The sequence below is a fragment of the Chitinimonas koreensis genome (assembly GCF_014353015.1).
Lineage (GTDB): Bacteria > Pseudomonadota > Gammaproteobacteria > Burkholderiales > Chitinimonadaceae > Chitinimonas > Chitinimonas koreensis.
Map to the genome: position 1 here is coordinate 4,915,431 of NZ_CP060704.1, position 20,782 is coordinate 4,936,212.

Sequence of the window (20,782 nt, forward strand, 5' to 3'; positions counted from 1 at the left end):
GCGCGGCGGGCGATCACCGGGAGAACGACATGCAGGGCTGGCGCAAGGGATGGGCACTGGGGTTGTGGGTTTTGCTGGGCTGGGCGCAGGCCGCCATCGTGATCGGCCAGAGCGCGCCCTTGTCGGGCGTGGCCGGCGAATACGGCCGCCAGGTGGCGCAGGGCGCGCGCGCCTATTTCCTGTGGCTGAACGAGACCGAGGGCGGCATCGACGGCGAAGAGATCAAGCACGTGCTGTACGACGACGGCTTCGATCGCCAGCGCACGCTGGCCAATACCCGCGCGCTGATCGAAACCGACCGCGCGGTCGCGCTGATGGGCTATTTCGACGCCGACGCGGTGGCCGAGATCCTGAAGAAAGGCCTGCTCGAAGCCAACAATATCGCCCTGGTCGGCGTCGCCAGCGGCAACCGTTCGCTGCGCGAGCCCGGCTCGCCCAACCTGTTCCACACCCGCGCCGGCCTGCGCGAGGAGATCCAGAAGCTGGTGACCCAGATGAAGGGGCTCGGCGTCGACCGCTTCGCGGTGTTCTACCAGGACGACGCCTACGGCCGCGACGGCCTGGCCGCGGCCCAGGACGCCGCCCGCGCCGCCGGCCTCGCGCTGGCCGACAGCGTCACCTTCCCGCGCAACGGCGAGCAGGTCGGCGCCGCCGCGAGCCAGCTGGCCAAGCTCAATCCGCCGGCGGTGCTGATGGTCTCGACCACCCGGCCCTCGGGCGCCTTCATCAAGCAGTTCCGCGAGCAGGGCGGCGGCGCGATGCTGTACCACACATCGACGGTCGACTTCGAGCAGCTGGTGAAGGAGATCGGCGGCGAGCGCGCCCACGGCCTGGCCATCGCCCAGGTCTACCCCTACCCCTGGGACGGCCAGAGCAAGCTGATCCGCGAATTCCGACAGGCGATCCAGGAATACGCCTCGACCTCGACACCGATGAGCTACGCGGCTCTCGAGGGCTACCTGACCGCCCGCCTGCTGGCCGAGGCGATCCGCCGCGCCGGCCCGCAACCGAGCCGCGACAAGGTGCTGAAGTCGCTGGCCGGCATCGGCGAGGTGAATTTCGGCGGCTACCGGCTCGAATACAACGGCCGCCGCCGCGACGGATCGCGTTTCGTCGAGCTGACCATCGTCAACCAGAAGGGCGAACTGTCGCGCTGACACCCGGGTCGGACGATCGTGGCGGCCCAGGCCGGCCGCGTTGCAGGCTCCAGAAGATCGAGCACGGGCGTACGCAGAGACGTCCTGACGAATTCGAAACCAATCCCAGGGGGAATCGGCATGAAAGTCCCTTCCCGCCTCTCGCCAGCCTGCTGGCGCTGGCCGCCGGTGCGCACGCCGGCAAGCCCGACGACGTGGTGCCCGACATCACGAGCATCGCGGCCAGCCCGGCGGTCCTCAAGGCCGTCAAGGCGCAGAACGACCGCCGCCAGACGCTCGACCAGATCGAGGCGATCGACAAGCAGTGGATGGGCGGCGGCGCCGCCGACAAGGTCAAGGAAACCATGGAGAACGCGGCCGCGCGCCAGCTGGCCAAGATCCAGCAGAGCAAGCCTACCTGATCGAATTCATCCTGACCGACGACCAGGGCGCCAACGTCGCCATCACCGACCGCACCTCGGACTACTGGCAGGGCGACGAGCCGAAGTTCGCCAACGCCCATGCCGGCGGCGCCGGCGCGGCCTACATCTCGCGGCCCAAGAAGGACGACAGCATCGGCGAGGTCGTCTCGCAGATCTCGGTGCCGGTGCTCGACGGCGGCAAGGCGATCGGCTCGACCGCGACGCAGCCGAACGTGTTTCGCGGCTGCGGATCTGGCAACTGCTGGCCATCGTCGCCGCGATCGCCTTCGCGGTCGGCACGGGCGTCCAGCTGTCGCGCGGCATCGTCGCGCTGATCGGCGGCGAACCGGAGCAGGTCAAGCGCATCGTGCCGCGCATCGGCAGCGGCAACCTGAGCCAGCAGATCGCCTGCGCGCGCGGCGACCAGGACTCGGTGCTGGCCTCGATGGTGCGCAAGCTGGCCGAGCGCACCCGCAGCGCGACCGACCAGATCAACGCGCTCGGCATCACCATGATCGAGGCGACCAGCCGCAGCGTGGAGCGCATCGGCGAGGTGAGCAGCCAGGTGCATCAGCGGAAACCGTCGCTGCCGCTGTCCGCGCCGAGGCGCGTCATGCGAGCGGCGGGCCGGGCTTCAGTCCGGCTGCGATCCCGGTTCGCGGCCCTGTCGGACTGAAATCGGACCTGCGGTGACCAAGCACGCAGGCGCAGCTTCAGCCGCGAATGACCCTCGTTGCACCAGCGCCATTCGCGGTTGAAGCCGCTCCTACATCACATCGAACGGAAATCGCGGAGCGGCGGATCAGCCCGCGGCGAACGCCGAGGCGGTGAAGAAGCGCGGCCGCACCGTGACGATGCGGGTGGCCCAGACCAGGTTGGGATGCGGCAGGAGACGCGCCGCCGGCAACTGGTAGCGACGGTCGATCAGCGGCGGGCGCTGGTCCAGGATGCGGCGCGCGCCCAGCGTGGCGGCGTGCGCCAGCAGCATGGCCCAGTCGCCCGGCCCCAGCGCCGGCAGCCGCAGTTCGAGTTCGCTGACCCATTCGCCGCGCCCGGCGCACAGCGCTTCGAGCTGCGCCACCGGCAGCAGCAGCGGCGGCTGGTTGAGCCGGTCGGCGCTGGCCAGCACCACGTAGTCGAGGTCGACCGGCAGCACGCACTCCCGGCCCTCGCGGTATTCGGTCACCGTCCAGTCGCGCCCTTCGAGCTTCAGTTCGGCGCGCGGCGCGCGCAGCGCCTCGATCTCGGCGGCCTGGGCGTTGCAGCGGCGCAGCAGCTCGAAGAAACGGCGGGTGAAGGTCTTGCCGTCGGCCAGCATCGGCCCGAGCAGGCGCGGCCCGAGCGGCACCGTCGCGCAGGCGGCCTCGAAGCGCAGCAGGCCGCGCTCGCGCGACCATTCGCGCACCCAGCCGCGCAGGCTCTCCAGCGCATGGTCGCGGATCCAGGCTTCGTCGTGGCCGGCCGCCAGCGCGACACGCCCGACCGTCTCGCCCGAGGGCAGCAGCACGTCGCGGCCGCTGGCGTCGGCCAGCGCATCGACCAGCGCCAGCGCCAGCCGGTAGTCGGGCGGTGCCGAAGCCTCGGCGATGGTGACGGTGAAGCCGGTGTGATCGCGCAGCACATGCACCGCGCGCACGCCGCTGGCCTGGTACCAGCGGCTTTCGCCTTCGGGCCAGCGGCCCTGGGTCGGGAAAGCGGAATCGAGACAGCGCGCGTCGCTCAGCCCGGGTGGCCGAGGATCAGGTCGAGCAGCGGCGCGGCGACGATGGGCAGGTGCAGCCGGTAGCTCATGCCGCGCTCCGGATGGCGGACTGGGCCGGCCGATGCGGGCCGGCGCCCGGGGCGGCGGAAAAACGGTACGACATGGGACGGCGGCTCCGGACGGCAGACAATCGCGGGAGCTTGCCGTGCACCTCGCCGCGGGTCAACGCGCGCGCGGCCGGCGGGGACGGTTTGTGGCGCCGGCCCGACGACCGGCACGCCGGGCCGCGCCGGCGGCCGGGATGGGATCGATCATGCCGCGCCACCCCGGCACCGCAGCAACGGCAGGGATTGCCCAGGCCGCCTCAGCGGCTGAGATTGCCGGTGCCGCTGATCATGGTCAGCTCGACGAAACGCGAGCCGACGCGGCGGCCGCCGCCGAAATCGAGCACGAAGCCGCCGAGGTCGAAGGCCGTCAGTCCGTCCAGCGCCTGCGCCACCGCCTCGCGGCTGGGGGCGCGGCCGGCGCGGCGGATCGCCTCCAGCACGGTGCGGCCGGCGATGTAGCCCTCCATCGAGGCGTAGGACAGCTTGGCGTTGCGCGGCGCGAAGCGCTGCATGGCGGCCTGGTAGTCGCGCACCAGCCGGATGCGGGTATCGGCCGGATAGGGATAGACCTGGACGATGCCGACGCCGCGCGCCGCCTCGGCGCCGATCAACTGGACGACCTCCTCGTAGTTGGCGCTCGACAGGCTGTAGAGCTGGCCGGCGCCGCCGAGCTCGCGGAAACGCCGCACGAACAGCCCGGCCGGCTTGCTGATGGCGATCACCAGCACCGCGTCGGGACTGGCCTGGACCATCTGCTCGGCGGCGGCGGCCAGTCCTTCGCCGCCCGGCTCGATCTGGGCGACGGCGGTCGGCTTCAGCTGGCGCCGCGCCAGCTCGGCCAGAGCGACCTCGCCGCCGCCGCGGCCGAAGGCGTCGTTCTGGATCAAGAGGCCGATGCGCTGCACGCCGAGCTTGTCGGCCAGCAGGCCGATCAGCTTCTCGACCTCGGCCTGGTAGCCCGGCCGCAGGTGATAGGCGTAGCGGCTATCGCCGTCGACCACCTGGGCCGCGCCCGAGCCGGTGCCGACCAGCGCGATGCGGCGGCCGTCGGCCAGCCGGGCCGCCTCGACCGCGTTTTGCGCACCGTAGTAGCCGGCCAGCGCCAGCGCGCCCTCCTTGTCGATCAGCGCCGCGGTATTGGCGCGCGTCAGCTCGGGCCGGCCCTGGTCGTCGAGCAGGGCGAGGCGCAGCTTTTCGCCGCCGATGCCGCCGCCGGCATTGGCCTCGGCGATCGCGACCGCGACGCCGAGCGAGAGGCCGCGCCCGCTGTCGCCGGCGGCGGCGGACAAGGGGGCGGACTGGCCGATGACGATCTCGGCATGGGCAGGGCCGCACACGGCGGCCAGGACGGACAGGCAGGACAACAGGCGGGCGAGGCGGGACGGCTGCCGCATGGCGATGCTCCTTCGCTGGGGTGGGAATCGCCGACAGTCTTTTCGCCGCTGCGCGGTCTCGCCGTCGGTCGTCGCACGGGCGTGGCGCGGCTGTCTCAGGGCCGCCGCCCGGCCCGCGGATACTATGCGGCCCCGCAAATTCTTACAATATACTTACAAATATCTGGCCTCAATTGCTCCATTGTTCGGCCGGTCCTGATCCAGTCGAGAGCGAACCGGCCCGTCTCCGCTTGTTCAGTCTGTTGCGCCGGATGACCGGTGCGACCCTTCTCCCGCGCGCGGGTGGTCCGGATGAGGGCTGATTCATCAAACCACAGCCCTCACCCTACGCCGGGCGCCCCCCCCGTTTCCGCCATGCAGAAACGGGTGCCTCTCCCGTGCACGGGAGAGGGGCTTTTATCGCCGCGGGCGCAATCGGAAGAGATTCAATTCCCAGCCCTCGCTCCATCAGCCACCGAAACGCTGCGCCGGATCGAACGCCAGTTCGTCGTCGCCCCAGCGCCGCAGGCCGAGGATGCGTTCGCCCAGCGGCGTCAGCGCGGCGCGCGGGTAGCGGCACTGTTCCCAGCCGCGCGGATCGCCGGGAAACGCATAGCCGCGCGCCGGCTCGCGCTTCCACCAGCTGCCGACGCGCCAGTCGACCAGCTCGGCGTTGTCCTCGTCGGCCGGCGTGAAGGCGATGTACTGCGCCAGCCGCACCTGGTCGGCCGAGGTGTTGGGACGGATGCCGTGGGCCAGCAGGCTGTTGAAGATCAGCAGGTCGCCGGCCCGCATCGGCACGAAGCGCACCGGCCACTCCACCTCGGCCAGCTCGGGCCGCCACGGATTGCGGTCGGGCCGCGCGGCGGCGCGCCAGGCGGCGAAGTGCTCGAACAGCTCGGGGATGCACTGGAAACCGCCGCCGGCTTCGCTGGTGTCGGACAGCGCCAGCACGCCCTGCACGTTGACCGGCAAGGGGTCGAGCGTGGTGTCGGCGTCCCAGTGGATGAAGCCACCGAAGCTGCGGCCGCCGCGGTTGGGCGGATTGAGGTTGGCGCGGTCGATGGTGACCCACAGATCCTCGCGGTCCCAGATGTCGACGAAGGCGTCGTAGATGCGCGGCGACTGGCGGTTGTCCCACAGCGCCTGGTTCTGGTAGGCCTCGACCATGCCGGAGCCGTTGAGCTCGGCCATCTCGTGGTCGCGCAGTTGCGGCCGCTGCCAGCTCGCCGGATCGGCCGGGTCGAGCTGCTGGAATTCCCACAGGAAATCGGCGGTGCGGCGTACCTGCCCGGCCGGGATCGCCTCGCGCACGATCACGTAGCCGTAGCGCTGCCAGTGGGCGAAATCGGCCTCGCTCAGCACGCGCAGCGGCCGGGTCTTCACCAGCTCGCGCAACTGGGCCTGCTCGGTATAGGCGACGCTGGGATTGCCGGGGCGCTGGTCGCCGTAGCGGTAGCGGTCTTGCGGGACGTTCATGGTCAGTCTCCTGTGAGAAAGCTCGGGCGGCACTCTTTCAGCGCGGAGGACGCCGAGGACGCGGAGGGATGGGATCGGCCTATCGAACGAGGCATCGATCGATTGCACCGTTCCCCCGCCGTGTCCTCGGCGTCCTCCGCGGTAAAGCCTCGCATCGCCCGGATGAACAGATTGTCCGCAGGCATGCCCCACCCCAGTCCTCCGCCAATGCCGCGGACTGATACGATCCTGACCAATTCGACTCAACGAAACGTCGCCATGCGCCCACAATTCGAGCAGGTCACCGTGCCGGCCGGCCAGAGCTGGGCGCTGCTGTGGCGCGAGCTGCCCGATCTGCCGTTCTGCTGGCACTACCACCCCGAGTTCGAGCTGACCTTCACGGTGAACGCACGCGGCCAGCGCTACGTCGGTGACGACCTGGCCGATTTCGGCGACGGCGACCTGGTGCTGCTCGGTCCCAACCTGCCGCACACCTGGTCGGCGCAGGACCGGCTCGATACGGCGCGGCCGATGCTGGCGGTGGTGGCCTGGTTCGGCCGCGACTGGCTGGAGACGCTGCAGCGCGGTTTCGCCGAACTCGGCGGGCTGGCCCGGCTGGCGCAGGGCGCGGCGCGCGGACTGGCCTTCTCGCCGGCCACCGCGGCGCGGGTGCGGCCGCTACTGCTGGGCCTGCAGGACTTGCCGCCGCCGCGCCGGCTGGCGCTGCTGATCGAGGTGTTGGCCTTGCTATGCGAGGACGGGGAGGCACGACCGCTGGCCTCGGCGGCGCTGGCGCCGGCGAGCGACGGCCAGCGCGAGCGGATGGTGCGGGTGCTCGACCATCTGCACCGGCATTTCGAACAGCCGCTGAGCGTGGCCGAACTGGCCGGCCGCGCCGCCTTGTCCGAAGGCGCCTTCCAGCGCTTCTTCAAGCGCCACACCGGCCACACGCCGCTGGGCTACCTGGCCCAACTGCGCATCGGCCGCGCCTGCCAGTTGCTGATCCAGACCGAAACGGCGATCGCGCTGATCGCCGAGCAGGCGGGCTATCGCAATCTGGCGCATTTCAATCGGCAGTTCCGGGCGACGAAGGGGTGTACGCCGCGGGAGTTCCGGGCGAGGTATCGGTGAGCGAGGTGTGAGGTGTGAGGTGTGAGGTGTGAGGTGTGAGGTGTGAGGTGTGAGGCGTGAGGCGTGAGGCGTGAGGCGTGAGGCGTGAGACGTGAGGCGTGAGGCGTGAGGCGTGAGGCGTGTTCAGTATGGAAGTTGGCTGCTCGCAGAACGCATGCACTTGCCCGTGGCATGAAGCCACAGGCGCGTCAGCCCGCGCTGTCGTCCCCTCTCCCTCCGGGAGAGGGCTAGGGTGAGGGAGCGGCCGTGGAGCTTCCACCGACCTGCAGCACTACCTGAACCGTCGCTCCCTCACCCTGCCCTCTCCCGGAGGGAGAGGGTGGCGCAGCGATCGCCGAAGACTGCGGCGCAGCGATCGAAGAAATGCTGCGGTCGAAAATATACGGCGGTCATCCATGCCGTGCGCTACGGCTTGTCCGCTGCGCTGCACGGCCCCCTCCCCTTCAAGGGGAGGGCTGGGGAGGGGATGGGGTTACACCTCACCCTCACGCCTCACCCCTCACACATTGATTTCCTCAGCCCGGTGGCAAGCCACTTGCCGGTCCCCGACCTGCCGCAGCACCGGCACCTCGGCCTTGCAGCGTTCGATCATATAAGGGCAGCGCTTGTGGAAAGCGCAGCCGCTCGGCGGATTGAGCGGGCTCGGCAATTCGCCGGTGATCTTGATCTTGATGCGGCGGTCTTCCTCGCGGATCGCCGGCGTCGCGCTCATCAGCGCCTGGGTGTACGGGTGCATCGGCCGGGCGAAGATCTTCGACTTCTCGCCGTACTCGACCGCCGAACCCAGATACATCACCAGGAGATCGTCGGCGACGTGCTCGACCACGCTCAGGTTGTGCGAGATGAACACGTAGCCGGTCTTGAACTCGTCCTGCAGGTCCATGAACAGGTTGAGGATCTGCGCCTGGATCGACACGTCGAGCGCCGAGACCGGCTCGTCGGCCACCACGATCTTCGGGTTCAGGATCATCGCCCGCGCGATGGCGATGCGCTGGCGCTGGCCGCCGGAGAACATGTGCGGATAGCGCCGCACGTGCTCGGGCCGCAGGCCCACCTTGGCCACGATGGCCTCGATCTTGTCGCGCCGCTCGCCGGCCGACAGGCCGGTATTGATCAGCAGCGGCTCGTCGAGCGTGGCGGTGATGGTCTTGCGCGGATTGAGCGAGGCGTAGGGGTTCTGGAACACCATCTGCACCTTGGTCCGCATCTTCTTGACCGTGGCGGCGTCGGCCTGCGCTACGTCGACGCCCTCGATGCTCAGGTGGCCCGAGGTGGCCGGCTCGATCATGGTCAGCTGGCGCGCCAGCGTCGACTTGCCGCAGCCCGATTCGCCGACCACCGCCAGCGTCTGGCCCGGCCGCAGCGAGAACGACACGCCGTTGAGCGCCTTGACCGTGGCATGGCCTTTCATGAAGCCGCGGCTGACCTGGTAGTGGCGGGTCAGGTCGCGGGCGAGCAGCAGTTCATCAGCCATGGGTCGGGACTCCGGCGGCGTTCAGGGGGAAGAAGCAGCGCACGCCGGCTTCGAGCGCGGGGCGCTCGGCGCGGCAGCGGTCCTGCACGTAGCGGCAGCGCGGCGACAAGAGGCAGCCCTTGGGGCGGTCGTAGTGGCCGGGCACGATGCCGGGCAGCGCCGACAGGCGCTCGGCGCCCTTCGAATGCTCGGGGATCGCGGCCAGCAGCGCCTCGGTGTACGGATGACGCGGCGCCCGGAACAGGTCGGCCACCGTCGAGGCCTCGACCACCTGGCCGGCATACATCACGCAGATGCGCTTGGCCATCTCGGCGATCACCGCCAGGTCGTGGGTGATCATGATCAGGCCCATGTTGTGCTCCTTCTGGAGCCGCTCCAGCAGGTCCATGATCTGGGCCTGGATGGTCACGTCGAGCGCGGTGGTCGGCTCGTCGGCGATCAGGAGCTTGGGATTGCAGGCGATCGCCATGGCGATCATCACCCGCTGGTTCATACCGCCCGACAGCTGGTGCGGATAGGCGTTGAGCCGGCTCTTGGCGTCGGGGATCTCGACCAGCTCCAACAGCTCGAGCGCGCGCTTCTGCAGCGCATCGCCGCGCAGGCCGAGGTGGACCTTGAGCGATTCCTTGATCTGGTAGCCGACGGTGTAGGACGGGTTGAGGCTGGTCAGCGCGTCCTGGAAGATCATCGAAATATCCTTGCCGACGATCTTGCGGCGCTGGCGGGCCGACATCTTGAGCAGGTCGTGGCCGTCGAACTTGAGCTCGTCGGCGGTGACGCGGCCGGGCGCGTCGATCAGGCCCATCAGCGCCATCATGGTCACCGACTTGCCCGAGCCCGATTCGCCGACGATGCCGACCAGCTCGCCGCGGTCGATGTCGAAGTCGAGGCCGTCGACGGCCGGGAAGGCATGGCCCTTGGCGCCGAACTCGACGCGCAGATTGCGGATTTTCAGAAGACTCATGGCTGCCGTTCCTTACGCTGCACGCTTCAGTTTGGGATCAAGCGCGTCGCGCAGGCCGTCGCCCATCAGGTTGATCGCCAGCACGCTGAGCAGGATGGTCAGGCCGGGCATGGTCACCACCCAGGGCGCGCGCTCGATGTAGTCGCGCGCGCTGGCCAGCATGGTGCCCCACTCGGGCGTCGGCGGCTGCACGCCGAGGCCGAGGAAGCCCAGCGCGGCGGCTTCGAGGATGGCCGAGGAGAAGCTCAGCGTGGCGTTCACGATCAAGGGCGCCATGCAGTTGGGCAGCACGGTGACGAACATCAGCCGCAGCGCGCCGGCGCCGGCCACCCGGCTGGCGGTCACGTATTCCTTGTTGATCTCGGCCATGGCGGCGGCGCGGGTCAGGCGGGTGTAGCTCGGCAGCGCGCCGATCGCGATCGCGATCATGGTGTTGATCAGGCCCGGGCCGAGGATGGTGATGATGCAGATCGCCAGCAGCAGCGAGGGCAGCGCCAGCATCACGTCCATCACGCGCATGATCACCGGCGACAGGGTCTTGGGATAGAAGGCGGCCAGCAGGCCCAGTATCACGCCGGGGATCATCGACATCAGCACCGACATCAGGCCGATCCACAGCGAGACGCGGGCGCCGTGCACCAGGCGCGAGAAGATGTCGCGGCCCAGCTCGTCGGTGCCGAGCAGGTAGGTCGACATGCCGCCGTCGGCCCACGACGGCGGGGTCAGCATATGGTCGCGGTACTGCTCGATCGGGCTGTGCGGCGCGATCCAGCCGGCGAACACCGCGCAGAACACGATGGCCGTGAATACCGCCAGCGCCAGCACCGAGCCCTTGTTGACCGAGAAGCCCTGCCAGAACTCCTTCAGCGGCGAGGGGTAGCTCGGCATCTTTTCCAGGGTTTGCGTCGTCATGTGCGCTCCTTATTTGGCCGAGCGGATGCGCGGGTTGACCACGCCGTAGAGAATGTCCACCACCAGGTTCACCACGATGAAGGTGGTGGCCGAGATCAGGATGCCGGCCTGCACCACCGGGTAGTCGCGGCGCGAAATCGAATCGACCAGCCACTTGCCGATGCCGGGCCAGGAGAAGATGGTCTCGGTCAGCACCGCGCCGGCCAGGAGCGTGCCGGTCTGCAGCCCGATCACGGTGATGACCGGGATCAGCGCGTTGCGCAGCGCGTGCACCACCACCACCCGGGTCGGAGCCAGGCCCTTGGCGCGCGCGGTGCGGATGTAGTCCTCGCGCAGCACTTCGAGCATCGACGAACGCGTCATCCGCGCCACCACCGCCATCGGGATGGTGCCGAGCACGATCGAGGGCAGGATCAGGTGCATCAGCGCCGACTTGAAGGCGCCCTCGTCGGGCGACAGCCAGCTGTCGATCAGCAGGAAGCCGGTACGCTGCGCGATGTCGTATTCGATGTCGATGCGGCCCGACACCGGCGTCCAGCCGAGCTGGACCGAGAAGAACATGATCAGGATCAGGCCCCACCAGAAGATCGGCATCGAGTAGCCGAAGGTGGCGACCCCCATCACCGACTGGTCGAAGATCGAGCCTCGCTTGAGGCCGGCGGTCATGCCCAGGGCGAGGCCGACCACCACTGCGAGGATCAGCGCGCAGAAGGCGAGCTCGACGGTGGCGGGGAACAGCGTGAGGAATTCCTTGGTCACCGGCTCGCGCGTGACCAGCGAGATGCCGAGGTCGCCATGGACCAGGTCGGAAACGTAGCGGAAGTATTGCTCGTGAAGGGGCTTGTCGAGACCGAGCCGGATCATCGCGGCCTTGTGCATCTCGGGATCGAGCCGGCGCTCGCCGACCATCACTTCGATCGGGTCGCCGGGGATGAGGCGGATCAGGGCGAAAGCGACCAGCGTGATGCCGATGAAGGTCGGAACGACCGTCGCCAGTTTCCTGAGGACGAAGGAAAACATGGACTTACCTCCAGACGGCCACCGAATACCCATGGCCGGAGGGTGGAAAAGCGCGCGATGTTACGCGGGACTTACGCCAGCGGCAATCGCCCGACCGCAACCGTACCAAGCGCGCCACGCTTGGGCCCGAGGCCGGGCCGGCGGCGATCCTACGCCATCTTCGGGCTGCCGGCGTAGTCGAATCGTGCCGACTACGGGCGAAGCGCCGGACGGATGCTTGAAGTGCGTACTCGTCTATACGAGTTAAGCCGAAAAATTGGCGGTATCCGACGATTCGCGGCTGAAGCCGCTCCTGCAGAAACCCGGCCTGCGTTGATAGTGAACCAGCCGCACATTGAATTAGCGGCGCTCCCTCACCCCCACCCCTCTCCCGGTGGGAGAGGGGCTTAAAAGCACCCGCACCAACATTGGCGCGGCCACCGGCATGAGCGCAGCGACATGCCTAGCCGCAGGTGCAACGGAGAGCGAACGAGCGCCAGCGAGGCTCCCTCGCGGCGGCGAGGGCGGGGGAGTCGGGGTGAAACAGGGAGGTAAGCCGCGCCCGTCCAGCCGACACTGCGCGCAAGCGCCCGGCTCCGCCGGGCGCCCGCACTGCACGGCCAGCCAGAGCCCACGCATCCACCTCATGGCTTACCTCAACCAGCCTTTGCGCTGGAAATACCAGAACGGCGCAGCCACCGACAGCGCCATCAGGCCCAGCGCGAACGGATAGCCCCAGCGCCATTCCAGCTCGGGCATATGGCCGAAGTTCATGCCGTAGACGCTGGCGATCAGCGTCGGCGGCAGCAGCGCCACCGAGGCCACCGAGAAGATCTTGATGATCTTGTTCTGGTTGATGTTGATGAAGCCGACCGTGGCGTCCATCAGGAAGTTGATCTTGTCGAACAGGAAGGCGGTGTGGCCGTCGAGCGAATCGATGTCGCGCATGATCTGGCGCGCGTCGTTGAACTGCTCCTTGTCGAGCAGCCGGCCGCGCATCAGCGAGGACACCGCGCGCCGCGTCTCCATCAGGTTCTGGCGGATGCGGCCGTTCATGTCCTCCTCGCGCGCGATGCGCTGCAGCACCTCGCCGGCCTGGGTATCGCTGAGCTTCTCGCCGAGCACCATCTTGGAGATGCCCTCGAGCTCGCGGTAGCCGTCCTCGAGCGCATCGGCCGAATGCTCGACGTCGACCGCGAACAGCTCGAGCAGCACGTCGAGCGCGTTCTCGACGTAGCCCGGCCGGCTGCGCGCGCGCAGGCGCAAGAGGCGGAACACCGGCGACTCCTCGCCGCGCACGCTGTAGAGCCGGCCGTCGCGCAGCACGAAGGCGGCCGCCACGTTGGCATAACCGCCGTCGCGCTCGATCAGGAAGTTGGCGCGCAGGTGCAGGCCGCCGCTGTCGTCCTCGAAGAAGCGCGCGCTCTCCTCGATGTCGCCGAGCGCGCGCCAGTCCGGCACGGCCAGGTCGAAATGGTTGCGGACCCAGTCGAGGTCGGCCTCGTCCGGGTCGACCAGGTCGATCCAGACCGGCGGCGCGGCGTCGAGCGCGGCGAACGCGGCCTCGTCGAGCTGGGCCAGGCGGCCGTTGACGAGCGTGAACAGATTGATCATGGCGATACCCCGCAGCGGTTCGGTCGCCCGCAACGATCGGGCGGCGCATGCAGCAGCCGCGGCCGGCGCAGGGCGCGGGCAGCGGAAGTCGGAGGGGATTGGGGTGCGGGCGGAAAACTGCCCGGAAGGAGCCGCGCGACCAGGGGCGCGCGCGGCGAGCGCAGGCGTGGTCTCAGTGCTGGATCGGCGGCGTACTTCGACTACCCGATTCACTACCCACGACGGGCTCCTGCTCAAAAAGAAGGCGCGAGTTTAGGCGTTCGGCCCGGCCGCTGTCCACCGGTGGGCGCGCGGCTGAAAACCATTCACCGCGGAGGACGCCGAGGACGCGGAGGAGAACCGGCATCGCCCGCAAATGCGCTGGCGGTGACGCCACCGATCCTCTGCATCCTCGGCGTCCTCTGCGGTCGAGTCTATTTTTGCGTCCAGAGGATGCACTGGCTCACCACCACACCGGCTCGGGCTGCAGCATCACGCCGAAACGCTCCAGCACGTCGGCCCGCACCGCCTGCATCAAGGCCGCGACGTCGGCCGCGCCGGCGCCGCCGTGGTTGACCAGCACCAGCGCCTGCTGCGCATACATGCCGACCGGGCCGAGCCGGCGGCCCTTCCAGCCGGCCTGCTCGATCAGCCAGCCGGCCGCCAGCTTGGCGCTGCCGTCGGCCTGCGGATACAGCGGCAGCGCCGGGTGGCGCGCCTTCAGCGCGGCGGCCTGCTCGGCCGGCACGACCGGGTTGTGGAAGAAGCTGCCGGCGTTCGGCGTCACCGCCGGGTCGGGCAGCTTGCTGCGGCGGATGGCGATCACCGCGTCGGCCACCGCCTGCGGCGTGATCTCGGCGCCGTCGAGCCGCGCGCGCAGGTCGCCGTAGTCGAGCTTGGGCCGCCAGGCCTTGGGCAGGCGGAACAGCACGTCGGTGATCAGCCAGCGGCCGGCCTCGACGCGCTTGAACACGCTGTCGCGATAGCCGAAGGCGCACTGCTCGGCGGTGAACACGCAGACCGAGCCGTCGTCGAGCCGGCGCGCGGTCAGCGCATGGAAGCAGTCCTTCAGCTCGACGCCGTAGGCGCCGATGTTCTGGATCGGCGCGGCGCCGACGGTGCCGGGGATCAGCGACAGGTTCTCCAGCCCCGGCCAGCCCTGCGCCAGCGTCCATTGCACGAAGTCGTGCCAGTTCTCGCCGGCCGCGGCGGCGACGTACCAGGCGCCCTCGTCCTCGCCGAGCAGCTGGCGGCCCTTGAGCTCGACCTTGAGCACCGTGCCGGCCACCCGCTCGGCCGGCACCAGGTTGCTGCCGCCACCGAGCACGCGCAGCTGCGGTCCGGCCTGCGCCAGCAGATCGGGCAGCTCGGCCAGGTCGGCCAGCACGGCCAGCCGTTCGGCGCGCGCGCGCAGGGCCAGCGTATGGAGGGGGCGAGATCGGCGTCGAGCGTCGCTGACATGGCGCAAATTCCGGACGAAACGGCCGATTATACTGGCGCCCGCTCGACCGCCCGCGCCGGCGCGCCTGCGGCCACCGCGGCGGCATCGGCAATAATGCCGGGGCTGCGCGGCCGGCGGCATTCAGCAAAGGTTCACCCCGCCCTGCCAAACTGGCGCTCACCAAGGCCCAGGTGGCATGTAAGAAAAGCTGCGCTATCCTCGACCAAGGCAGGCGAACGATCGCCAACCATCTTCCTTCAAGGAGTTTCAGACATGGACAAGAAGCAAGCACTGATTTCCGGCGCCCTGGCCAGCCTGGTGGCGCTGGGCCTGTCGGCCGGTGCCCAGGCCGACGACAAGGCGGCCAAGGAAAAATGCTACGGCGTGGCCAAGGCCGGCAAGAACGACTGCGCTTCGCCCTCCGGCAGCCACAGCTGCGCCGGCCAGGCCAAGACCGACAACGACCCGAACGAGTGGAAGTACGTCGCCAAGGGCACCTGCGAAAAGATGGGCGGCAACACCCAACCCGGCAAGAAGTAAGCGCCGCGCCGGATGCAGCGAGAACGGGCGGCCATGGCCGCCCGTTTTTTCTTGCCGCCCTCCGTGCCGGTGCCCCTCTCGCCTGGTCCCCCCTATTGCAGGATAGCCGCATGCCCCACACCGCCCTCCCCGCGCCGCCGGCCTCGGACTGCGCCTGCCGCACATCCGCCAGGTGCTGGCCGAGCGGCCGGCCGTGGCCTGGTTCGAGGTCCATCCCGAGAACTACTTCGGCGGCGGCGCCAACCTGGCCGCGCTCGAGGCGGTCCGCGCCGATTACCCGCTGAGCCTGCACGGCGTCGGCCTGGGCCTCGGTTCGGCGGCGCCGCTCGACGCCGGCCACCTGGCCCGCTTCCGCGCGCTGATCGACCGGCTGGCGCCGGCCGCGGTATCCGAGCATCTGGCCTGGAACCGCAGCGACGACGAATGCCTCAACGACCTGCTGCCGCTGCCCTACAGCCAGGCCGCGCTCGACTTCATGGTCGAGCGGGTGGGCCGGGCGCAGGACGCGCTCGGCCGCCGCCTGCTGATCGAGAACCTGTCGAGCTACGTCGGCTTCCGCGACGACCGCATCCCCGAAGGCGAATTCATCGCCGAGCTGGCGCGGCGCAGCGGCTGCGCCGTGCTGCTCGACCTCAACAACCTGTACGTGAACCAGCACAACCTCGGCCGCGACGCGCGGGCCGCGATCGCCGCCCTGCCGCGCGAGGCGGTCGGCGAGATCCACCTGGCCGGCTTCGAGGAACGCGAAGACGGGCTGTGGCTCGACACCCACGGCAGCCCGGTGCGCGAGGCGGTGTGGGATCTGCTCGACGCCGCGCTGGCGCGCTTCGGCCCGCTGCCGGTGCTGCTCGAGCGCGACAGCAACCTGCCGCCGCTGGCGGAACTGATGAGCGAGGCCGCGCGCGCGCAGGCCGCGCTCGACCGACTGGAGCCCGCCGCATGACGACCGATCCGACCCCGCTCGACGAACTGCAGCGCCGCTTCGTCGCCGCGCTGGCCGACCCGGCGCTGGCCGCCGAGCTGTTCGGCGACCATGCCGGCGGCGCCGACGCCTATGCCAACAACCGGCTGTTCAACCGCGCCGACGCGCTGGCCGAGGCCTACCCGGTGGTGCGCCAACTGGTCGGCGAGGCCTTCTTCGGCGGCCTGGCGCGCGCCTATGCGCGCATCACGCCGTCGCGCTCGGGCGACCTGAACCGCTACGGCGAGGGCCTGGCCGGGTTCATCGCCGGCTTCCCGCCCGCGCGCGAACTGCCCTACCTGGCCGACGCGGCCCGGCTCGACTGGCTGTGCCACATGGCCTATTACGCCGACGACGCCGCGCCGTTCGACCTGGCCGCGCTGGCCGCCGTGCCGGCCGAACGCCAGGGCGGCCTCGCGCTGCGGCTGGCGCCGGCCGCCGGCCTGCTGCGCTCGGCCTGGCCGATCGCCAGCCTGTGGCAGGCCCACCAGCCCGAAGGCGGCGATTTCCCCTCGCCCGACCAGGGCGGCGAAGCCGCGCTGGCCTGGCGCGACGGCCGCAACCGGGTGCGGGTGCGGCGGCTGCCGGCGGCCGAATCCGCCTTCCTGGCCGCCGCGGCCGAAGGCCTGCCGCTGGCCGAGGCGCTGGAGCGCGCGCTCGACGAAGACATGGAATTCGACTTCGGGCGTCATTGCAGCGCTGGATCGCCGACCAAGTGATCGTCGATTTCACGGAACCCTGACCATGACCCTCATCGCCCCCGCCGTCGTCCGCGCCGGCCGTACCCTCTCCCGCCTGTTCGACGCCTGGTTCCAGCCCTTGGCCGACCTCGCCGCCCGGCTCTACCTGGCGAAGGTGTTCTTCGCCTCGGGCCTGACCAAGGTGCAGGACTGGGACACCACGCTGCTGCTGTTCACCGAGGAATACCACGTGCCGCTGCTGCCGCCGCCGCTGGCCGCGGCGGGCGGCGCATTCGGCGAGCTGTTCTTCCCGCTGCTGCTGGCGCTCGGCCTGGCCGGCCGTCTCGGCGCGCTCGGGCTCAGCGTCGTCAACCTGATGGCGGTGGTGTCGTACTGGCACGTGCTCGGCACGCCCGAGCAGGCGGCCGGGCTGACCCAGCACCTGCTGTGGGGCCTGCTGCTGGCCATGCTGGTCGGCCACGGGCCGGGCAAGCTGTCGCTCGATGCGCTGATCGGGCGGCGCTGGCCCTGGCTCGAACGCGACTGAAGCGCCGCCCTCAGCGCCCCGTTCCGCCGAGCCGCAAGGCGCGCAGGATCAGGCGGATCAGGTCGCTCTGCCGGTGCGTGTCGGTCTTGGCGAACAGCTCGCGCAGGTGGGCCTTCACCGTCGCCTGGCTCACCCCGAGCGTCTCGGCGCATTCGGCCGCGGTATGGCCGCTGGCCAGGTGCCAGGCCAGCCGCGACTGGGCCGGCGTGAGGTCGTACAGGTCTTCCAGCAGATGCAGCTCGGTCGACGGATCGCTGCCGAGGTCGTCGACCAGCGCCATCGCCACCCGGCCGATCGCCGGGGCGTCGTCGCAGCGCAGCCAAGCCAGCGTGACCAGGTAGTCGGGCCGGCCGCCGCGCCGCGCCGCCCGCAGCGCCCGGGTGCCCTCGCCCTTGCGCAGGAAGCACTGCAACCGCGCGTTGTCGCCCTGCGGCAGCAGCAGCCTGCCGTCGGCCAGCATCAGGCCGTCGGCCTCGGCCAGCATCCGCTCGGCCGTGCCGTTGGCCTGCAGCACGCGGCCCTCCGGATCGAGCAGCACCACCCGAGGCCCAGGCAGTCGAGCACCACCTGCGACAGCGCGACCTTGGAGGCCAGCGCGCCCATCATCGCCGTCACCTGCTGCTCGATGTCGCCCACCGACAGCCGCAAGGCCCGCTCGACGTCCTCGGGCGCCCTTTGCGGCAGGCGCAATACCGTTTCTTCTTCCCTCTTCACTGCTTCTCCCTCCAGGACCGGGCCGAGTCGGCCTAGTCCATTCGGACGACGTATCGCTCGTCATCCCGGTCAGCATCCGGTGCGCTCGTGGCGCACCGCCCGGCGATGTAGCGCGGATCGTGGCCCCGCTCATCGCTCTGCATCTATCCCGAAACGCTTTTTATTCACATTGCGGGCGGACCGCGCGCGCCCGTCCGTGTGATGCGGCGCAGCGGAAAACTTCGCTGCCCCTACCCGTTCGGACGATGTACGCGCGGCTAGAACAACCTAGCATAACGTCATAGATAGAGTTTTCCCTAACGGGCGAACGGCATAACAACGAAGACACACGAGTGAGAGGAGGAAACGGCCGCCCCTGGCGGTGCGTTTCTGCACCATGATCCAGCACCATCGCACCACTTCTTCCGCCCCTTCCTACCTGCTCCCTTTCATCGCGGCAGCCGCGCTGCTGCTGGTCTCGCCGGCGGCGGCCGAGGCCGATCTCGGGCCCGGCGAAAGCTGGGAACGCGCGGCGCCCGCGCAGGCTTCGGCCGAACGGCGCGGCCAGGCCGAACTGTTGCAACTGGGCGACTTCAACCGCGCCACGCTCGACCAGTCGGGCCGGCAGAACCAGTTCAACGCCAGCCAGCGCGGCGAGGCCAACCTGCTGCAGGCGGTCCAGGCCGGCCAGGCGCTCGTCATCGAGACGCGGCAAAACGGCAGCGACAACCGCATCTCGATCACCCAGCAAGGCCAGGCGCTGACCGCCAGCGTGCGCCAGGACGGCCACGACAACCAGGCGCGGGTGAGCCAGTCCGGCAGCCAGCAGCGCGTGGTCATCACCCAGTCGGGCAGCGGGGGCCGCGCCGTGGCCACCCAGCACTGACCGCCGTCCAGCCAGGCCTGCGGCACGCGGCCCGACCGACCGTCTCCCCAGTGGTACCCCAACGCGATCGGCGCGTCCGATCGTTTCGTCCCGTGAAAGTTGAAAGGAGCATCATGAATCTCAGCCGTACCCCTTGGCCGTCGCCGCCGCCCTCCTGTTCGCCCTGCCCGCGCTGGCCGACAACAGCAGCACGGTCAACCAGACCGGCACCGCCAACAGCGCCGCGACCGAACAGGCGATCAGCGACAACGCCAAGATTTCGGTGACCCAGATCGGCAACGGCAACCAGGTCGGCACCGCCGACGAAGCCGGTGCCGTCCAGCAGCTGGCCTTCGACTCGTCGATCGCGGTATCGCAGAACGGCGACAAGAACCAGGCCTGGGCCACCCAGGGCCTGGTGTTCGACACCGTTTCCAAGCTGCAGCAGACCGGTAGCGACAACGCCGCCGAAACGGTGCAGGGCTACTCGATCAATGCGCTCGGCGAAGTGAGCCAGAACGGCTTCCGCAACATCGGCTACACCGTGCAGGACCTCGCCTTCGACACCCAGGCCCGCGTGCTGCAGACCGGCAGCGACAACCGCGGCGCCGTCGAGCAGTCGTCGGTCGAGACCACCGGCGCCGCCCAGGCCTACCGCGCGATCGGCGAGTACAACACCGTCAAGCAGGTCGGCGAGGACAACCTCGGCACCATCGAGCAGATCAACCTGGTCGACTCGGGCGCCGCCGTCAGCCAGACCGGCTCGCTCAACATCGCCAAGGTGAGCCAGTCCGACCAGAACCTCGAAGCCGGCAACGGCAGCTGGGGCGAAGTGCTGCAGACCGGCAACGAGAACAGCGGCACCGTGACCCAGAGCGGCAACAGCACGGTCGGCGCCTACGTCGAGCAGGTCGGCGACGCCAACACCGGCGAAGTGACCCAGCAGGGCAACAGCAACTTCACCATCGGCTACGTCTACCAGGAGGGCGGCAACCACGGCGCCATCGTGGCCCAGAACGACAACGTGCGCGCCACCGGCTACATCGAGCAGGTCGGCGACGGCTTCGCCGCCGTGGTCAACCAGACCGGCAGCGTGCTGGTGACCGGCCAGATCCTGCAGTCGGGCGCCGACAGCGCCGGCTACGTCGAGCAGACCAACAGCTTCGACGCCAATGCGCAGATCCTGCAGGTCGGCAGTGCCAACGCCGCCACGCTGGTGCAGACCGACAACCTGCACGCCGCCGCCTACGGCGAGCAGCGCGGTACGGGCAACCGCGGCGACATCAAGCAGATCGGCACCGAGTCGGTCAACGCCACCACGCTGCAGAACGGCAACGGCAACACGCTCGAAGCCAACCAGACCGGCGTGGTCCACGCCTCGATCAGCATCGCCCAGGGCAGCGCCTGGGCGAGACCGCCGACCTGAGCAGCGCCATCGTCAACCAGACGGCCGGCGACGACCTGCTGGCCGAAGTGCGCCAGACCGGCCTGAGCCAGACCTCGGTGATCGAGCAGGACGGCGACATCACGGTGGCCAGCATCGCCCAGAGCGGCACGCTGAACGTCGCGCTGGTGACCCAGACCGGCGGCAACAACCGCGCCAGCGTGAGCCAGATCGGCACCGGCGGCACCGCCAACCAGGCCACGGTGAGCCAGTCGATCGGCTTCTACACCGCCAGCGTCACGCAGAACGGCGCCGGCAACGTGGCCACGGTCACCCAGCACTAAGCCATGGTGCGCACGGTCGCCACGACCTTCGTCCTCCTCGCCGCGCTGGCCGCGGC

22 protein-coding genes are annotated in these 20,782 nt (G+C 69.7%); 10 read left to right on the forward strand and 12 right to left on the reverse strand.

Translation table 11 applies throughout. The features are described from left to right. Positions 1 to 29 precede the first annotated feature (29 nt). Together H9L41_RS20765 and H9L41_RS20770 are read left to right on the forward strand one after the other, a co-directional pair. Positions 30 to 1,157, forward strand: coding sequence for an ABC transporter substrate-binding protein (locus H9L41_RS20765; RefSeq protein ID WP_028447596.1), 1,128 nt, complete (start codon positions 30 to 32; stop codon positions 1,155 to 1,157). Between the two features lie 197 nt (positions 1,158 to 1,354). Then, the gene (locus tag H9L41_RS20770) at positions 1,355 to 1,558 is read left to right on the forward strand and encodes a hypothetical protein (RefSeq protein WP_187523561.1); all 204 of its coding nucleotides are present in this window, start codon (positions 1,355 to 1,357) and stop codon (positions 1,556 to 1,558) included. 121 nt (positions 1,559 to 1,679) lie between these two features. On the opposite strand, the gene H9L41_RS20775 is transcribed toward H9L41_RS20770, so the two are convergent. The 4 genes from H9L41_RS20775 to H9L41_RS20790 form a co-directional block, all read right to left on the reverse strand. Next, positions 1,680 to 2,129 (reverse strand): hypothetical protein, encoded by a 450-nt coding sequence (locus H9L41_RS20775; RefSeq protein ID WP_187523562.1) that lies wholly within the window; start codon positions 2,127 to 2,129, stop codon positions 1,680 to 1,682. A 231-nt stretch (positions 2,130 to 2,360) separates the two neighbouring features. Continuing rightward, complete coding sequence (locus tag H9L41_RS20780) at positions 2,361 to 3,194, reverse strand: hypothetical protein (RefSeq protein WP_187523563.1); 834 nt, start codon at positions 3,192 to 3,194, stop codon at positions 2,361 to 2,363. 430 nt (positions 3,195 to 3,624) lie between these two features. Continuing rightward, positions 3,625 to 4,761: an ABC transporter substrate-binding protein gene (locus H9L41_RS20785; RefSeq protein ID WP_028447600.1), complete on the reverse strand. Its 1,137-nt coding sequence runs from the start codon at positions 4,759 to 4,761 to the stop codon at positions 3,625 to 3,627. 447 nt (positions 4,762 to 5,208) lie between these two features. Next, positions 5,209 to 6,219 carry a phytanoyl-CoA dioxygenase family protein gene (locus H9L41_RS20790; protein WP_034607907.1) on the reverse strand — a complete coding sequence of 337 codons (1,011 nt, stop codon included), beginning with the start codon at positions 6,217 to 6,219 and terminating at the stop codon, positions 5,209 to 5,211. Between the two features lie 258 nt (positions 6,220 to 6,477). Between H9L41_RS20790 and H9L41_RS20795 the strand changes: the two genes are divergently transcribed. Next, positions 6,478 to 7,329, forward strand: coding sequence for a helix-turn-helix domain-containing protein (locus tag H9L41_RS20795; protein ID WP_028447602.1), 852 nt, complete (start codon positions 6,478 to 6,480; stop codon positions 7,327 to 7,329). Between the two features lie 499 nt (positions 7,330 to 7,828). Here the strand turns inward: H9L41_RS20795 and H9L41_RS20800 are convergent, their stop codons facing one another. The 6 genes from H9L41_RS20800 to murB form a co-directional block, all read right to left on the reverse strand. Continuing rightward, positions 7,829 to 8,803 (reverse strand): peptide ABC transporter ATP-binding protein, encoded by a 975-nt coding sequence (locus H9L41_RS20800; protein WP_028447603.1) that lies wholly within the window; start codon positions 8,801 to 8,803, stop codon positions 7,829 to 7,831. Then, positions 8,796 to 9,767 (reverse strand): ABC transporter ATP-binding protein, encoded by a 972-nt coding sequence (locus H9L41_RS20805; RefSeq protein ID WP_028447604.1) that lies wholly within the window; start codon positions 9,765 to 9,767, stop codon positions 8,796 to 8,798. Before H9L41_RS20805 ends, H9L41_RS20800 begins: the two co-directional genes overlap by 8 nt. A 12-nt stretch (positions 9,768 to 9,779) precedes the next feature. After that, positions 9,780 to 10,679, reverse strand: a complete 900-nt coding sequence (locus tag H9L41_RS20810; protein ID WP_028447605.1) for an ABC transporter permease subunit — start codon at positions 10,677 to 10,679, stop codon at positions 9,780 to 9,782. Between the two features lie 9 nt (positions 10,680 to 10,688). Then, entirely contained in the window at positions 10,689 to 11,699 is a 1,011-nt protein-coding gene (locus H9L41_RS20815; RefSeq protein ID WP_028447606.1) for an ABC transporter permease subunit, read from the reverse strand. Between the two features lie 630 nt (positions 11,700 to 12,329). Then, positions 12,330 to 13,292 carry a magnesium/cobalt transporter CorA gene (gene corA / locus H9L41_RS20820; protein ID WP_028447607.1) on the reverse strand — a complete coding sequence of 321 codons (963 nt, stop codon included), beginning with the start codon at positions 13,290 to 13,292 and terminating at the stop codon, positions 12,330 to 12,332. Positions 13,293 to 13,734: 442 nt separating this feature from the next. Then, positions 13,735 to 14,658 (reverse strand): UDP-N-acetylmuramate dehydrogenase, encoded by a 924-nt coding sequence (gene murB, locus H9L41_RS20825; RefSeq protein WP_265583859.1) that lies wholly within the window; start codon positions 14,656 to 14,658, stop codon positions 13,735 to 13,737. 327 nt (positions 14,659 to 14,985) lie between these two features. On the opposite strand from murB, the gene H9L41_RS20830 reads away from it, so the two are divergent. From H9L41_RS20830 to H9L41_RS20845, 4 genes are all read left to right on the forward strand, one after another. Then, positions 14,986 to 15,252: a BufA1 family periplasmic bufferin-type metallophore gene (locus H9L41_RS20830; protein WP_028447609.1), complete on the forward strand. Its 267-nt coding sequence runs from the start codon at positions 14,986 to 14,988 to the stop codon at positions 15,250 to 15,252. A 193-nt stretch (positions 15,253 to 15,445) separates the two neighbouring features. Next, positions 15,446 to 16,195 carry an MNIO family bufferin maturase gene (gene bufB / locus H9L41_RS20835; protein ID WP_265583860.1) on the forward strand — a complete coding sequence of 250 codons (750 nt, stop codon included), beginning with the start codon at positions 15,446 to 15,448 and terminating at the stop codon, positions 16,193 to 16,195. After that, entirely contained in the window at positions 16,192 to 16,932 is a 741-nt protein-coding gene (locus tag H9L41_RS20840) for an HvfC/BufC N-terminal domain-containing protein (protein WP_187523565.1), read from the forward strand. Before bufB ends, H9L41_RS20840 begins: the two co-directional genes overlap by 4 nt. Before the next feature lie 25 nt (positions 16,933 to 16,957). Further along, entirely contained in the window at positions 16,958 to 17,440 is a 483-nt protein-coding gene (locus H9L41_RS20845; protein WP_034607909.1) for a DoxX family membrane protein, read from the forward strand. A 10-nt stretch (positions 17,441 to 17,450) separates the two neighbouring features. On the opposite strand, the gene H9L41_RS20850 is transcribed toward H9L41_RS20845, so the two are convergent. Beyond that, on the reverse strand, positions 17,451 to 17,954 hold the full coding sequence (locus H9L41_RS20850) for a helix-turn-helix transcriptional regulator (RefSeq protein ID WP_187523566.1): 504 nt from the start codon (positions 17,952 to 17,954) through the stop codon (positions 17,451 to 17,453). After that, complete coding sequence (locus H9L41_RS20855) at positions 17,900 to 18,154, reverse strand: hypothetical protein (RefSeq protein WP_187523567.1); 255 nt, start codon at positions 18,152 to 18,154, stop codon at positions 17,900 to 17,902. The genes H9L41_RS20850 and H9L41_RS20855 overlap by 55 nt, the downstream gene beginning before the upstream one ends. 376 nt (positions 18,155 to 18,530) lie before the next feature. Between H9L41_RS20855 and H9L41_RS20860 the strand changes: the two genes are divergently transcribed. The 3 genes from H9L41_RS20860 (at position 18,531) to H9L41_RS20870 (ending at position 20,726) form a co-directional block, all read left to right on the forward strand. Then, positions 18,531 to 19,019 carry a hypothetical protein gene (locus H9L41_RS20860; protein ID WP_051319327.1) on the forward strand — a complete coding sequence of 163 codons (489 nt, stop codon included), beginning with the start codon at positions 18,531 to 18,533 and terminating at the stop codon, positions 19,017 to 19,019. Positions 19,020 to 19,152: 133 nt separating this feature from the next. Beyond that, on the forward strand, positions 19,153 to 20,424 hold the full coding sequence (locus H9L41_RS20865; RefSeq protein WP_187523568.1) for a hypothetical protein: 1,272 nt from the start codon (positions 19,153 to 19,155) through the stop codon (positions 20,422 to 20,424). A gap of 47 nt (positions 20,425 to 20,471) precedes the next feature. Beyond that, entirely contained in the window at positions 20,472 to 20,726 is a 255-nt protein-coding gene (locus H9L41_RS20870; protein ID WP_187523569.1) for a hypothetical protein, read from the forward strand. Positions 20,727 to 20,782: the final 56 nt, after the last annotated feature.

Bases quoted from the DNA above. Each gene is read 5' to 3' on its own strand.
- H9L41_RS20845 (WP_034607909.1), top strand. From the start codon at position 16,958: ATGACCCTCATCGCCCCCGCCGTCGTCCGCGCCGGCCGTACCCTCTCC.
- H9L41_RS20830 (WP_028447609.1), top strand. From the start codon at position 14,986: ATGGACAAGAAGCAAGCACTGATTTCCGGCGCCCTGGCCAGCCTGGTG.
- H9L41_RS20785 (WP_028447600.1), bottom strand. From the start codon at position 4,761: ATGCGGCAGCCGTCCCGCCTCGCCCGCCTGTTGTCCTGCCTGTCCGTC.
- H9L41_RS20815 (WP_028447606.1), bottom strand. From the start codon at position 11,699: ATGTTTTCCTTCGTCCTCAGGAAACTGGCGACGGTCGTTCCGACCTTC.
- H9L41_RS20765 (WP_028447596.1), top strand. From the start codon at position 30: ATGCAGGGCTGGCGCAAGGGATGGGCACTGGGGTTGTGGGTTTTGCTG.
- H9L41_RS20805 (WP_028447604.1), bottom strand. From the start codon at position 9,767: ATGAGTCTTCTGAAAATCCGCAATCTGCGCGTCGAGTTCGGCGCCAAG.
- H9L41_RS20775 (WP_187523562.1), bottom strand. From the start codon at position 2,129: ATGCACCTGGCTGCTCACCTCGCCGATGCGCTCCACGCTGCGGCTGGT.
- H9L41_RS20795 (WP_028447602.1), top strand. From the start codon at position 6,478: ATGCGCCCACAATTCGAGCAGGTCACCGTGCCGGCCGGCCAGAGCTGG.
- corA (WP_028447607.1), bottom strand. From the start codon at position 13,292: ATGATCAATCTGTTCACGCTCGTCAACGGCCGCCTGGCCCAGCTCGAC.
- H9L41_RS20790 (WP_034607907.1), bottom strand. From the start codon at position 6,219: ATGAACGTCCCGCAAGACCGCTACCGCTACGGCGACCAGCGCCCCGGC.
- H9L41_RS20800 (WP_028447603.1), bottom strand. From the start codon at position 8,803: ATGGCTGATGAACTGCTGCTCGCCCGCGACCTGACCCGCCACTACCAG.
- H9L41_RS20860 (WP_051319327.1), top strand. From the start codon at position 18,531: ATGATCCAGCACCATCGCACCACTTCTTCCGCCCCTTCCTACCTGCTC.
- H9L41_RS20810 (WP_028447605.1), bottom strand. From the start codon at position 10,679: ATGACGACGCAAACCCTGGAAAAGATGCCGAGCTACCCCTCGCCGCTG.
- H9L41_RS20840 (WP_187523565.1), top strand. From the start codon at position 16,192: ATGACGACCGATCCGACCCCGCTCGACGAACTGCAGCGCCGCTTCGTC.